Source organism: Rhodophyticola sp. CCM32 (assembly GCF_004751985.1).
Classification (GTDB): domain Bacteria; phylum Pseudomonadota; class Alphaproteobacteria; order Rhodobacterales; family Rhodobacteraceae; genus Rhodophyticola.
In genome coordinates, this window is the sequence record NZ_CP038492.1 from 803,755 (window position 1) to 817,427 (window position 13,673).

The following is a 13,673-nucleotide window of genomic DNA, read 5'->3' on the forward strand; positions in this document are numbered from 1 at the left end:
CCGTTTCAGCGGGTCAGAACCAATTGCCCGTCGGTGATCTCGATCCGCTCGAACCGGTGCAGATAGGCCATGCCCAACAGGCTTTCAGCCATCTGTCCGGCATTCACCACGGCGGGTATATTGATCTCGGTCACGCCGCCAAGACCAACCCGGTCCAGACGCACGGGCGCGGTTTCCACCAGCCCGTTGGCGGTCATCGCCCGGCCGGAAAAGATCAACCGGTCCATATCCACGCCTGCGCTGACCGCGTCCTGCTGGGTCAGCACCATGTCGGACGCCCCGGTATCGACCACGAACCGCACCGGGGCCTCGTTGATCTGCAGGGTCAGGTAGTAATGCCCGTCAGGCGCGCGCGGCACGGTGATCACGCCGCCATCCATCGCCGTGGATTGCCGGGGCAGAACCGTGCTGCGGATATCCTGCCACAGGGCCACGGCCACAATCGCGCCAAGGAAAATGAACAGCCAGATCGCGGCCTGCTGCACAACCCTGCCCATCCGGCGCCGGTTCGCGACCAGAAAGTAACCTCCGATCACGATGCCGAAAAGCCCCAGATAAAGCAGTCTTGCGATCTGATCGCCGTCCATGAAATGGCCTCCATTCCCGCTTTCATATAGGGGCTTTGCGGATCAGATCACCTGCAAATCCCGCAACCCGTCGATGACGAACTGCACCGACAGGGCCGCCAGAAGCATGCCAAGAATACGGGTGACCACATTGATCCCCACAGGGCCAAGCAGACGTTCCAGCGGGCTGGCCAGCAGGCAGAGGATGAACACACAAAGCAGAACAAGCGCCATGACCCCGTGGATCATCACGATTTGCAGCATATCGCCCCCGGGTTGCCCGGCCAGCAGGATCATCGTGGTGATCGACCCGGGCCCTGCAATCAGCGGGATGGCAAGCGGAAAGACCGACGGGTCTTCCGCATGGGCGGTTTCGGCCTGGCCCTGACGGCGCGGCGCGCGGCGTTCAAACAGCATATCCAGCGCGGTCAGGAACAGCAGAATGCCGCCCGCCATGCGGAAGGCGGGCATCGAGATGCCCAGAAAGGCCAGCACCGTTTCCCCCGCAACGCCGAAAAGCGTCAGCAGCGCCAGCGCCACCAGACAGGCGCGGATGGCAATGCCGCGCCGCATCCGGCTGGTCATGCCCTGGGTCAGGGCAACGAAAAGCGGTGCCAGTCCGATCGGGTCGATGATCACGAAAAGCGCCACAAAGGCGGGGATGGCGGTGGCCAGATCCATGGTCTAAAGTCCCGACCCAAAATTCCGCAACGCATATGCATTGCGCAGAGGGCAGAGCCCGGACCGAGGGGTGGGCGCTGCCCGGCGGGGCTGCCGGGCGGGAGCATGATGCGCAGTGGCGCGGAATTTCAGACCGATACCATAACCCCGCAGTGAAAGCGCATGGGTCACCTTCATGCCACTGCCCCTTCGGCTTTTTCGATCCGTTCCAGCGCGGCCATCCACAAGGCCTCGGCCCGGTCAAGCGCCTCCATCACCTCGGCATATTTTTCCTGCCAGGTGCCCAATTCGCGGGCGCGGGCGTCTTCATAGAGGCTCTGATCCGCCAGTTTCCTGGCCAGTTTATCGCGCATCTGGTTCAGCTTCTCGACCCGCGCCTCGCATTTCCTTACCTCGGCGCGCAGGTCCTGCATTTGTGCATGGCTGGGGCGTTTTTCCTTGGATTTCCGGGGTTTTGCGGGTTTTTCCTCACCTTGCAGAAGCAACCGGCGATAGGCTTCCAGATCGTCGGCATAGGGCGCCACGCCGCCATCTTTCACCAGCCAGAGCCGGTCGGCCACCATGCTGAGCAGATGCATGTCATGGCTGACCAGAATAACCGCCCCGGAATAGGCGGTCAGCGCCTCGACCAGCGCCTCGCGGCTTTCGATATCCAGATGGTTTGTCGGCTCATCCAGGATCAGCATATGCGGCGCATCCAGCGTCGCCAGCAGCAGCGACAGGCGTGCCTTCTGACCGCCCGAGAGGCGCGCCACCTCGGTATCTGCCTGATCGGGGCCCAGACCGAACCCCGCCAGCCGGGCGCGCAGCTTCGATTGCATCTCGCCGGGGCGGTCCCGCTGAATATGCTGCAGGGGCGTTTCGTCGATATGCAGCTCATCCACCTGATGTTGCGCGAAATAGCCGACGCGCAGTTTGGAGGATTGTGTCTTGCGCCCCTCGGCTGGTTTAAGTTTGTCGGCCAACAGCTTGGAAAGGGTCGATTTCCCTTCGCCATTCCGGCCCAGAAGGGCGATCCGGTCATCCTGATCAATCCGCAGATTCAGCCGCTTCAGAACCGGCGGGCCGTCATAGCCGACGGCGGCGGCATCCAGTTGCACGATCGGCGGCGACAGGTCTTCGGGTTTGGGAAAGGTGAAAACCGTCCGCGCCGCATCTTCGGGTATGCGGATCGTGTCCATCTTTTCCAGCATCTTGACCCGGGATTGCGCCTGTTTCGCCTTGCTTGCCTTGGCCTTGAACCGGTCAACAAAGCTTTGCAGATGGGCGCGGCGGGTTTCCTGTTTCTTGGCCTCTGCCGCTTGAACCGCGCGTCTTTCGGCGCGGGTGCGGGCGAATGTGTCATACCCGCCCGCATAAAGGGTCAGCTTGCGGTCGGCCAGATGCAGAATATGCCCCACGGCCCGGTTCAACAGCCCCCGGTCATGGCTGATGATCAGCACCGTATGGGGGTATTTCGTCAGATAGCTTTCCAGCCACAGCGCCCCTTCCAGATCAAGATAGTTGGTCGGCTCATCCAGCAGCAGCAGATCGGGGGCAGAGAACAGCACGCCGGCCAGCGCCACGCGCATCCGCCAGCCGCCGGAAAAGGCCGAACAGGGCATCTGTTGTTCCGCATCTGTAAAGCCAAGCCCTTTCAGGATGGTGGCGGCCCGTGCCTCGGCCGACCAGGCGTCGATATCGGCCAGCCGGGTCTGAATCTCGGCGATACGGCTGGCCTCTTCAGCGGTGTCCGCCTCGGCCATCAGCACGGCGCGTTCGGTATCGGCCTCCAGCACCGTGTCCAGCAGCGATGTCCCGGAGGAGGGAACCTCCTGCGCCACGCCGCCGATGCGGGCCCGCTCTGGCAGGGTGATGGCGCCGCCATCCAGCACCAGCTCCCCCCGGATCAGACGGAAGAGCGTGGTTTTCCCGGTGCCGTTCCGCCCGACAATGCCAACCTTATGGCCGGCCGGGATGGTGGCAGAGGCCGTTTCCAGCAGGGGGCGACCGGCGACGGAATAGGATATGTCAGAGATGCGCAGCATGGGCGTGGTGTGGCGGAGGCCAGAGCCCATGTCAATCGGCGGGTTCCCATGGCGCGCGCCCCATGTTAGAGGCGCGCCAACCTGTAAAGCTGGAGCAAGACACATGGCCCTGGAACGGACCTTTTCAATCATCAAACCCGACGCCACCAAACGCAATCTGACCGGCGCGATCATCGCCAAATTCGAAGCTGCGGGCCTGCGCGTGGTCGCCTCCAAGCGTATCCACCTGACCAAGGCGCAGGCGGGTGTGTTCTATGGTGTCCATGCGGAACGCCCGTTTTATGACGAGCTGTGCGAATTCATGTCCTCCGAGCCGATCGTGGTGCAGGTTCTGGAAGGCGAAGATGCGATTGCTAAGAACCGCGAAGTGATGGGCGCGACCAACCCGGCAGAGGCTGCCGAGGGCACGATCCGCAAGGAATTTGCGCTGTCGATTGGTGAAAACTCGGTCCATGGTTCCGATGCGCCCGAGACCGCGAAAGAGGAAATTGCCTATTTCTTCTCGGGGCTTGAACTGGTCGGCTAAAGCGGTTTGCGTTTTCGTTGAAACAGTATCTGTCGAAATGCGCCTTCGAGATCGGCTATGTGCTGATTGAGGGGTATGCTCGGATGTTTCAGATTTAAGGCAGGGTGCTTTAAACCCGAAACGCTATAAATCACCCTTCCGCCCGGCGGTACCGCCGGGCAGCGCCCGTACCGCCCCCAAGGGGCGCGGGCGCTTCGCTTCCTGCCCCTCGGTTCGGGCGATGCCCTCCGCGTAATGCCTGTGCGGTGCAGATTTCAGACTATGGCCCTGCGGTTTCGCAAAACCTCAGCGCCGCAGCCCGACGCCGATCTGGTTCAGAAACCGTTCCATCTCATCATCGCTATCGGCGGTATGATCGGCTTTCAGGGCATCGAATTTTGTGCGTAACGCGTCTTTCTCGGCTCCTTTGCAATCGTTCCAGGGGCGGCCCTGCAACCCCATATGCAATATGTAATACATGATGAAATGGGGCCGGGTGCCGGTGGCCAGCATGGCGGCATAGGCGGCATCGGCCCCCATGTCGCGCAACGCGGTTGCGGTTGTGATGCCCGCGCGCGCCAGAAGCTTTGCCTGCGCAGGCCCGATATTCCGAATCGCGGTGACCGGATCATCTGCGCTGGCGTCACTCATGTCAGGGCCTCCCATCTGGCCCTGCAGTCTATAGCGTTTCAACAGTAAGTCGAAACGCTATATCAGATGCTGGCCCAGTCGGAAAAGCGCACAGGTACAGGGCGCTCTTTTGGGGGCGGTGTATCTTTCGGTTGGGGTTTGCGTGTCTGCATGAAACAGCTCCGGGATCAGGCTTATGTGCCTATAGACACATAAGATCACCCCGGATTTTGTTCTGACCTGGACATGAATGTGGCAAGACTGTGGTTTTATGGTGCCGAAAATGGTCCATTTCCGGTCAATTCCGTGCAGACGGGTCCCGGGGCGCGGGGCCATGAACAGGCCTTGCCCGGCAGCGATACCCCAACGGCCATGCCAAATAAGAAGGTTTTGTTTTCAGGGAAAAAAGGCTGGCGACCTGATCGAAGAGGAAGAGAGACAAGGAGACAGGTCACCAGCAAGCTACTCTAATCAGGCCGCCGACGCACCGAAGGAAGGGAGGAGAGGCGCGCCGACGGGACCTGACACATTCACCCTGCCAGATGCCGGCGCGGGACCCCAAGCGAAGCGCGGCAATTTCAGCCCGGATTCCTCCGATGGTGTGTTTTTGGGCGCAGCATCTTCGGTCAGCGACAGATTTTAAGCAGTTTGAAGTGGCTGTATGGCGTCATTCGGGTGACGTAGCGTAAGCTATGTGCCACTTATCTCTCATCTGTTGCGCTTGCGATCCGCGCGATATCTGCGGCCCGCGACAGGCTGGACAGTTCCTGCCGCAAATCATCTTCGGGGCAGGCCCGGCACAGCCCGGTTGGCGGGGCCGTTACATGGCGGGTCAGGGCCAGAAGGGCCTGAAGGGCGCGGGTCATCTCAGATCTCCGGTTGAAAGCGGATCGGCCGATGGATTGCCGGGCGACGTATCGGGCAGGCCGATATCGCGTGCCAGATGCGGATTGCTGAGCACCTGACGGAAATCATGCATCTGGCGGCGCTGGCTTAGCGTTTGCAAAAACGCGCGGATCAGCAGGGTGAACAGACCGGGGGCGCGGGTGTCAGCTTTGTGATGACGGGCGCGGGCTAAGGAATCGAGCATTGGATTTTCCTCTTGGCGAATCGTTTCAATATCCTCACGCTACGACCTCAAGTGAACTTGAGGTAAAGCGGAAATGTCAGCTGTTGCGAAAGATCTGAGCGTGGGGGAGATGGCGGCGCGGGCGGGTGTCGCGATCTCGACCCTGCATTACTATGAGGCCGAAGGGCTGATCCGCTCCTGGCGCAACGGGGCCAATCACCGGCGTTATGACCGCAAGGAGCTTCGCCGCGTGGCAATCATCCGCAGCGCCCAATCCGTGGGCGTGCCCCTGGCCGAGATCAAAACGGTGCTGGATGCGTTGCCGCCCAACAAGGTGATCAAGGCCGAAGACTGGGCCCGGGCAGCAGAAAGCTGGGCTGTGCGGCTGGATGCACAGATCGAAAGATTGCAGCGGCTGCGCAAGCAGATGACATCCTGCATCGGATGCGGCTGCCTGTCGCTGACCAGTTGCCCGCTTTACAACGCCGATGACAGTCTGGCGGCGAACGGCGCCGGCCCAAGGCGCTGGATCGGCGGGGCGGGGGAGCGGGCCATGGTTGAGACGTAACAGCCTTTTGCCGGTCCTCTGACCCGGTACGGACCCGGGCCATATCACCCGGGCGCGGGGCAACCCGCTTGCACCCGTCTGCGGCCCGGCTTACCCCTGCCAAATGCATCCGATCTATATCCTCCGCCATGGGGAAACCCTCTGGAATATCGACCGTCGGCTACAGGGCCGTCTGGACGCCCCCCTGACCGACAAGGGCCGGGCCCAGGCCGCCGCCCAGGGTCAGGTTGTGGCAGACCTGCTGCAAACCCACCCGGATCTCAAAATCTATTGCAGCCCGCAGGGCCGCGCCCGCGCCACATGGGAAATTGCGCGGGGGGCTTTGACGGGCCGGTGCAATATGACCCCCGGCTGATGGAGGTGGATATCGGCGACTGGCAGGGCCTGACCCATGATCAGATCGCCCGGCGCTGGCCGGGCACCTATCAGGCCCATGAAACGAGTTTCGAGCTGTCTTTGAACGCGCCGGAGGGGGAGCGGTATCCAAGCCTCGTAAACCGCGTGTCCGCTTTTGTCAGCGCGCTTGCAACCCCTGCGCTTGTGGTGACCCATGGCATCACCTCGTCAGTCCTGCGCGGCCTGCTTCTGGGGCTGGAATTCGACGAAATGGCCTGGCTTGGCCCCGATCAGGGCGTTGTCTTCGCGATCGACAGCGGCATGGAGACGATCCTGCGGCCAGCATCTGTGGGGCCTATGGCGTAGGACGCCCCCCTGTCATCACGCCTTGCCGCCTTTCTGCAAAACACACTCTTGCATCCTCTGCGCCCTATTTGTTAGAGCGTGCCCGGATCGGGTGATTAGCTCAGTTGGTAGAGCGCTTCGTTTACACCGAAGATGTCGGGAGTTCGAGCCTCTCATCACCCACCATTTCCTCTCAGTCGTTTCAGACGGAAACTCTGAAACACCCCGCATCATCCTTGCGTCCGGCGGCACCGCCGAACAGCGGCACCCCTTGGTTCGGGCGATGCCCTCGCGCAATATATATGATGCTGAATTTCAGTCCGGTGCTGTAATGGTAAAACGCTTCAACTCAACGCGCGTTCTGCGGTTTCGGCTTCCTGTCGTTTGATCTTTTGGTGATCATCCTCACGCAGGCCGATCTTCCAGTAACCAGAGATATATACGTCCCCGCGCGGCACTGCCCGTTCCACGCGCACATAGCTGCGAAGCGCTGCAATCGCGCTGCCTTCGCCTGCGATGCAGACCCGGACGCGGCCTTCGGGCCATGTCATTGCGGTCAGGAAATCCAACTGCGCTGTCGAGGCTTTGTGAGGGTCGGGCTGGATCAGCCATTGCACGGTCATGCCTGGTGGTGCGGCAAGTGTCTGGATATCCGCCTCACTTGTGATTTCAAACACCGCAATCCCCCTGGCCTTGCGGGGCAGGGCCTCCAGCGCGGCCGAGGCCATGGGCAGAGCGGTCATATCGGCGGCCAGCAGATACCAGTCCGCATCGAACCGGGTCAGTTTGGGCTGCCCATGGCCGCCCATGCCGCAGAAACTGCCGGGGCCAGCCTCCAGTGCCCAGGTCGAGGCGGGACCTTCGCTGCCATGGGCGACAAAATCAATATCAATTTCCCCCATATCCGGGCGCGCATGGCGGATTGTATAGGTGCGGGCCACCGGGCGCGGCCCATCGGCCAGTTGCTGGCGGAAGCTTTCGCGGCTTTGCCCGGCCTCTGCAAAGAACAGTTTGCAATGGGCCCCGGCGCTTTCGGCAGGGATATCGGCAAGATCGGCGCCCTGAAACGTCACCCGGATCATATTGGGGGTGATCCGGGCCGTATGAGATACGATCAGCAATCTGGCCAGACGTGCCGGCGGCTTGGGAACAGTCATCGGTTTTCCTTGGATATGACAGAGATCAGCCGATGCTGTTCCGGGCCGTGAGGGCCGGAATGCGCGCTGATCCCTTTGCTGCGGGCCAGAAAAGGGTGGATGGCCTGCGGCATTTCAGTTTTCGTTTCCGCATTCGGGGGGCTGCGGGCTGTGGTCCGCGCTGATATCGGCCAGGGCGGCCAGTTTCTCCAACGCGTATATCAGGCGCTCGGTCTCCCCGCCTTCGGTCAGTATCAGCGCATGAATATGGGCGGTGCTGCGATGGCCCAGGCGGACGGCGTAAAGGGCCGAGGTCAGTTGTCGTTCCCCGTCGGACAGAATTCTTGCGCAATCTGCGCAATAGGGGTTTGAGAAGGTGAAGACCGAACTGCGCGAGACGCGCATCGCCTGGACGACATTCAGAACACCAATCGCCAGATTGGCCCCGTCCAGCCCGGGGAACAGGGTTTGCGCCATACCGAACGCCTGCACCCAGGTCTGTCTTTCAGGGCTTGCAAATGTCTGGAAAAAGCAGCGCGCCACAGAAAGGATATCGGCCTCGAACCTGTCCAGATCGGCAACGCGTTCGGTGCGCCGCCCGGCTTTCGGCAGGCCGCAGCACTGGGACAGGTCCTGACGAGGCGTTTTCATGGCTGGTCTCCCGCCGGGATCGGATGGGCAGATTCTGTTGGCAGGCAACAGCGCACCGGTGTCCTGATGACCCGGGCCGTGAGTATCAAGATCAGGTGCAGGACCATTGCGCCGCCCTTCAGTCGTTTTCGGGATCACGGGCAACGCACAGGGGCGAGAGGACATCGCCATCTGCCGTCGCTAAGTGGTCCCGAAACTGGTGATATGTTACTTCGGCTGCCAGGTGAGTGGGTTGCTTCACACGTATTCTTGACGAAATTTGTCAGGTTAATCAAGCCCGGTTTTTACACAGTTTTGTGGGGGCATGAACATTTGATGTGCTGTGGCGCTCAATGACCTTGCGGCGCTGCCTTTTTGCCCCATCAAAGCACATATATGTGTTTGCCACAGCCGCCCGATGAGGAGCATGTGCTTGAGTCCGCCGGGACTTCTATATAAGCCCGTTCCATTGCCTTTTGTTCTGCCCCTTGTCAGGCGAAGCGAATGGAAACAAAGTGCTTTTGAGGTGTGGCGTCATCAGATGCCCGCCCGTTCTGGGAGGAAAATCTTGACTTTGATCAGGCCGGATATGTCGGCGCTGCCGATGGGGTATGTGCAGTTTCAGATGGGCATGGGGTTGCCCGGGTGAGCAATATTCAGCCAGATTTGGATACCTCGCCCCATGTCTCGGATGAGGTGCGCAAGACCACCTGCTATATGTGTGCCTGTCGCTGTGGCATTGATGTGCATCTGCGCAAGGATGCCGAGGGTGTGCCCAGGGTCCGTTATATCGAGGGCAACCGCGATCATCCGGTGAACAAGGGTGTGCTCTGCGCCAAGGGTTCTGCCGGGATCATGCAGCATTATTCGCCCGCGCGCCTGAAAGCACCGCTGAAACGGGTGGGCCCGCGCGGGTCCGGGCAATTTGAGGAAATCAGTTGGGATGACGCGCTGGAACTGGCGGTGTCCTGGCTGAAACCGATCCGCGAGACGGATCCGAAGAAGCTGGCGTTTTTCACCGGGCGCGATCAAAGCCAAAGTTTCACCGGCTGGTGGGCGCAGCAATATGGCACGCCGAATTACGCGGCCCATGGCGGGTTCTGTTCGGTGAATATGGCCGCCGCAGGGATCTATACGATGGGCGGCGCGTTCTGGGAGTTCGGATCGCCCGACTGGGATCGGACCAAGATGTTCATGATTTTCGGCGTGGCCGAAGATCATGACAGCAATCCGATCAAAATGGGTCTGGGCAAGCTGAAGAAGCGCGGCGCCAAGGTGGTGGCGGTGAACCCGGTGCGATCGGGCTATAACGCGATTGCGGATGAATGGGTGGGGATCACGCCGGGCACGGACGGGTTGTTCATTCTGGCGCTGGTGCATGAGCTGTTGCGCGCGGGCAAGGTCGATCTGGACTATCTGCTGCGCTACACCAATGCGCCGCATCTGGTGATACAGAATGAAGGGGGCGCCGATCACGGGCTGATTGCGCGCGATCCCGCAACGGGGGAGCCGCAGGTCTGGGACCGGGCCGAAGCGCGCGCGCGGGACTGGAAAGAGATCTCCACCGGGGCCGCGCTGCATGGGGAGGTGACCCTGCCCGATGGACGCAGGGCCGTGCCGTCCTTTGATCTGCTCGCCCGGCGCTATCTGGATGCGGCATATGCCCCCGAGGCAGTGGCGGAACAGACCGGCATCCCCGCCGATACGATCCGCCGTCTGGCCGCAGAACTGGCCCGCACCGCCTTTGACGAGGCGATCACGATTGACCAACCCTGGACGGATATGCGCGGCGAACGGCACGAAAAGATGATCGGCCGCCCGGTCAGCTTTCATGCCATGCGCGGCATCTCGGCCCATTCGAACGGGTTTCAGACCGCGCGCGCCCTGCATGTGCTGCAAATCCTGCTGGGCTCGGTTGAATGCCCCGGCGGGTTCCGCTTCAAACCGCCCTATCCCAAACCGGTGGCGGCCCATCCCACACCGCACAGCGAATGCCATCCGAATGCCCCGTTATCCGGGCCGCATCTGGGCTATCCCAGGGGGCCCGAGGATATGCTGCTGGATGACAATGGCCGGGCGGAGCGTATCGACAAGGCGTTTTCCTGGGACGCACCGCTATCGGTCCATGGCCTGATGCATATGGTGATCTCGAACGCGGTGGCGGGCGACCCGTATGAGATTGATACGCTGTTTCTTTATATGGCGAATATGTCGTGGAATTCGTCGATGAACACGCGCGGCGTGATGGAGATGCTGGAGGCGACCCATGAGGATGGCTCCTACAAGATCCCGCATATCATCTATTCCGATGCCTATTCTTCCGAGATGGTGGCCTATGCGGATCTGGTCTTCCCGGATACGACCTATCTGGAACGCCATGATTGCATCTCGATGCTGGACCGCCCGATTTGTGAGCCCGAGGCGGCGGCGGATGCGATCCGCTGGCCGGTGGTGGAGCCGGACCGGGATGTGCGTGGCTTCCAGTCGGTTCTGGTGGATCTGGGCGCGCGCCTGTCCCTGCCGGGGCTGGTGAAGGAAGATGGCAGCGCGGCGTATAGGGATTATGCCGATTACATGGTCAACCATCTGCGCAAACCCGGCATCGGGCCGCTGGCCGGGTTTCGCGGCGATGGCACGCAAGGCGGTCGCGGCGCACCGAACCCCGATCAGTTGCAACGCTATATCGACAATGGCGGTTTCTGGAGCAGCCATATCCCCGAGGCGGCGCAATTCTACAAGATGGCCAATGCGGGGTATCAGGATTGGGCCGTGGGCATGGGGTTCTATGACGCGCCACAAGCCTATACCTTTGATATATATGTGGAAACCCTGCGAAAATTCCAGCTGGCCGCCGAAGGTCACGGGGAGCGTCAGCCCCCCGATCATCTGCGCGCGCAGGTGGCTGAGGCGTTTGATCCGTTGCCTGTCTGGTATCCGCCTTTCGAAGGGGAGGCCGTGATCGGGGATTTCCCGCTTCATGCCGTCACACAGCGCCCGGCGGCGATGTACCATTCCTGGGGCTCGCAAAATGCCTGGCTCAGGCAGATCCATGGGCAGAACCCGCTTTATGTGCCCGATGAGGTGATGGACAGCGCCGGTCTGACCGATGGCGGCTGGGCCTGGGTGATTTCCCATCACGGCAGGATCAAAGTGCCTGTGCGCCGCACCGGGGCCGCCAATGGCAAAACGCTCTGGACCTGGAATGCGATCGGCAAACGCAAGGGCGCCTGGGCGCTGTCACCCGGCGCGCCGGAAGCGACCAAAGGCTTCCTGCTGAACCATCTGATTGCCGAATTGCTGCCCCCGAAGGGCGACGGGATGCGCTGGGCGAATTCCGACCCGGTGACCGGGCAGGCGGCCTGGTATGATCTGCGGGTGCGGATCGAACCGGCAGAGGACGGGCCGCTTGATCCGCTGTTCAAGACGCAGGAAAGCCCGGTCGGCACCGGCACAGGCGACATGACCTATGGGGAGGAGTGGACATGACCAGCCTGCCGGCCACCCCGCCCGAGGTGAAACTGGGTCTGGTCATTGATCTGGACACATGCGTCGGCTGCCATGCCTGCGTGATTTCCTGCAAGGAATGGAATACCGGCGGCTATGGCGCGCCCCTGGCCGATACGGATGCCTATGGTGAGGCCCCCCTTGGCGCGTTTCTGAACCGGGTCCACACATTTGAGGCCAGGCCCGAGGAGGGCCCTGCCGCCGTGGTGCATTTCCCGAAATCCTGCCTGCATTGCGATGATGCGCCCTGCGTGACCGTGTGCCCCACCGGGGCCAGCTATAAACGCGCCGAGGACGGGATTGTGCTGGTCAATGAAGAGGCCTGCATCGGTTGTGGCCTGTGTGCCTGGGCCTGCCCCTATGGCGCGCGTGAGATGGACCCGGTGGAGAAGGTTATGAAGAAATGCACCCTCTGCGTTGACCGGATCTACAATGACAATATCGCCGAGGAAGACCGTATCCCGTCCTGCGTGCGGACCTGCCCGGCAGGCGCGCGTCATTTCGGGGATCTGAACGATCCGGGGTCTGATGTGTCGCAACTGGTGGCCGACCGGGGCGGGTTTGACCTGATGCCGGAACAGGGCACCAAACCGGTCAATAAATACCTGCCACCACGCCCGAAAACGCCCGCGCCCCTGCCGGTTTTACCCGACCTGACGGATCTGGCCGGGCTGGCCGCCGAGACCGGGGAAGCGAAAGCCGAAGGGTTCTTTGGCTGGCTTGACAGAACATTGGAGCGGCTCTGATGCATCCGGCCTATTCGATCATCTTCTTCACGGTCAGTTCCGGCGCGGGGTTTGGCATTCTGGCGGCTTTGGGGCTGGCGGCGTTTTTCGGAGTGCCGCCGGTCGGCGGGCTCTACTGGGCCGGGTTTATCCTTGGCTTCGGCTTGTCCTCGGCCGGTCTGATCTCCTCGACCTTCCATCTGGGCCACCCGGAACGGGCCTGGCGGGCGCTCAGCCAATGGCGCAGTTCCTGGCTGTCGCGGGAAGGTGTGCTGGCAATTGCGGCCCTTGCCCTGGGCGGGCTTTTTGCCCTGACCCTGCTGATGGGCGGGCAGGGGCGCATTCTGGGCCTGCTGACGGCGCTGGCCTCGCTGGTGACGGTCTATTCCACCTCGATGATCTATGGGCAACTGAAAACCGTGCAGCGCTGGTATCAGCCGCTGACCCCGGCGGTGTTTCTGGGCTTCGCGCTGGCCAATGGCGCGCTGGTCTATGCCTGTCTCCGCCAGCTTTTCGCAGATGGGGCCGGGGCGCTGCCAAGCCTTGCGGCGCTGCTGGTGGTGCTGGCCTGGGGGGTCAAGCTGGGCTGGTGGCGGCGGGGCGATACGGCGCCCGCATTATCCACCCCTGAAAGCGCCACCGGGCTGGGGGCGATGGGCAGGGTGCGCATGCTGGAAGCGCCCCATACGGGCGGGAATTACCTGCTGAAGGAAATGGGCTACAGGATTGGCCGGAAACATCAGGCGAAACTGCGCCAGATCGCCCTTGGGCTTGGCGGCATGATCCCGGTTGTGGCGACCCTGTTTGCCGCCTGGGGGCTGCTGCCGGGCCTGTTTCTGTGCCTTGCGGTTCTGGCGTTTCTGGCCGGTCTTCTGGCGGAACGCTGGCTGTTCTTCGCCGAGGCGGAACACAGTGTGATGCGCTATTACGACAGGGGATGATGAGACGGGC

General features: G+C 61.8%; 13 protein-coding genes, 1 tRNA gene and 1 pseudogene. 7 read left to right on the forward strand and 8 right to left on the reverse strand.

Annotation, left to right across the window (positions count from 1 at the left end; all coding sequences use genetic code 11):
• Positions 1-5: 5 nt before the first annotated feature.
• From E2K80_RS03880 to E2K80_RS03890, 3 genes are all read right to left on the reverse strand, one after another.
• Positions 6-587 (reverse strand): retropepsin-like aspartic protease family protein, encoded by a 582-nt coding sequence (locus E2K80_RS03880; RefSeq protein WP_135372956.1) that lies wholly within the window; start codon positions 585-587, stop codon positions 6-8.
• A 42-nt stretch (positions 588-629) separates the two neighbouring features.
• On the reverse strand, positions 630-1,247 hold the full coding sequence (locus tag E2K80_RS03885; RefSeq protein WP_135372958.1) for a MarC family protein: 618 nt from the start codon (positions 1,245-1,247) through the stop codon (positions 630-632).
• 173 nt (positions 1,248-1,420) lie between these two features.
• Entirely contained in the window at positions 1,421-3,274 is a 1,854-nt protein-coding gene (locus E2K80_RS03890; protein ID WP_135376466.1) for an ABC-F family ATP-binding cassette domain-containing protein, read from the reverse strand.
• Between the two features lie 103 nt (positions 3,275-3,377).
• Here E2K80_RS03890 and ndk point away from each other — a divergent pair, with 103 nt between their 5' ends.
• Entirely contained in the window at positions 3,378-3,800 is a 423-nt protein-coding gene (gene ndk, locus E2K80_RS03895; RefSeq protein WP_135372960.1) for a nucleoside-diphosphate kinase, read from the forward strand.
• A gap of 285 nt (positions 3,801-4,085) precedes the next feature.
• On the opposite strand, the gene E2K80_RS03900 is transcribed toward ndk, so the two are convergent.
• The 3 genes from E2K80_RS03900 to E2K80_RS03905 all read right to left on the reverse strand — a co-directional run bounded on the left by E2K80_RS03900 (position 4,086) and on the right by E2K80_RS03905 (position 5,499).
• On the reverse strand, positions 4,086-4,430 hold the full coding sequence (locus E2K80_RS03900) for a TfoX/Sxy family DNA transformation protein (protein ID WP_135372962.1): 345 nt from the start codon (positions 4,428-4,430) through the stop codon (positions 4,086-4,088).
• 680 nt (positions 4,431-5,110) lie between these two features.
• Complete coding sequence (locus E2K80_RS19040) at positions 5,111-5,275, reverse strand: hypothetical protein (RefSeq protein WP_168193091.1); 165 nt, start codon at positions 5,273-5,275, stop codon at positions 5,111-5,113.
• A complete protein-coding gene (locus tag E2K80_RS03905) occupies positions 5,272-5,499 on the reverse strand; it encodes a hypothetical protein (protein ID WP_135372964.1) in 228 nt (75 codons plus the stop codon). The genes E2K80_RS19040 and E2K80_RS03905 overlap by 4 nt, the downstream gene beginning before the upstream one ends.
• Before the next feature lie 73 nt (positions 5,500-5,572).
• Between E2K80_RS03905 and soxR the strand changes: the two genes are divergently transcribed.
• The 3 genes and pseudogenes from soxR (at position 5,573) to E2K80_RS03925 (ending at position 6,913) form a co-directional block, all read left to right on the forward strand.
• Positions 5,573-6,046 (forward strand): redox-sensitive transcriptional activator SoxR, encoded by a 474-nt coding sequence (gene soxR, locus E2K80_RS03910; RefSeq protein WP_135372966.1) that lies wholly within the window; start codon positions 5,573-5,575, stop codon positions 6,044-6,046.
• A gap of 103 nt (positions 6,047-6,149) precedes the next feature.
• A pseudogene (locus E2K80_RS03920) lies at positions 6,150-6,748 on the forward strand (histidine phosphatase family protein).
• Between the two features lie 89 nt (positions 6,749-6,837).
• Positions 6,838-6,913, forward strand: a tRNA-Val gene (locus E2K80_RS03925).
• A gap of 158 nt (positions 6,914-7,071) precedes the next feature.
• Here E2K80_RS03925 and E2K80_RS03930 read toward each other — a convergent pair.
• Positions 7,072-7,884 carry a siderophore-interacting protein gene (locus tag E2K80_RS03930; protein WP_135372972.1) on the reverse strand — a complete coding sequence of 271 codons (813 nt, stop codon included), beginning with the start codon at positions 7,882-7,884 and terminating at the stop codon, positions 7,072-7,074.
• A gap of 114 nt (positions 7,885-7,998) precedes the next feature.
• Entirely contained in the window at positions 7,999-8,514 is a 516-nt protein-coding gene (locus E2K80_RS03935; RefSeq protein ID WP_135372974.1) for a hypothetical protein, read from the reverse strand.
• 624 nt (positions 8,515-9,138) lie between these two features.
• Between E2K80_RS03935 and E2K80_RS03940 the strand changes: the two genes are divergently transcribed.
• The 3 genes from E2K80_RS03940 to E2K80_RS03950 are packed head-to-tail and all read left to right on the forward strand — an operon-like array spanning position 9,139 to position 13,663.
• A complete protein-coding gene (locus E2K80_RS03940; RefSeq protein WP_135376467.1) occupies positions 9,139-11,979 on the forward strand; it encodes a molybdopterin oxidoreductase family protein in 2,841 nt (946 codons plus the stop codon).
• Positions 11,976-12,743 carry a 4Fe-4S dicluster domain-containing protein gene (locus E2K80_RS03945; protein ID WP_135372976.1) on the forward strand — a complete coding sequence of 256 codons (768 nt, stop codon included), beginning with the start codon at positions 11,976-11,978 and terminating at the stop codon, positions 12,741-12,743. The genes E2K80_RS03940 and E2K80_RS03945 overlap by 4 nt, the downstream gene beginning before the upstream one ends.
• Entirely contained in the window at positions 12,743-13,663 is a 921-nt protein-coding gene (locus E2K80_RS03950; RefSeq protein ID WP_135372978.1) for a dimethyl sulfoxide reductase anchor subunit family protein, read from the forward strand. Before E2K80_RS03945 ends, E2K80_RS03950 begins: the two co-directional genes overlap by 1 nt.
• Positions 13,664-13,673: the final 10 nt, after the last annotated feature.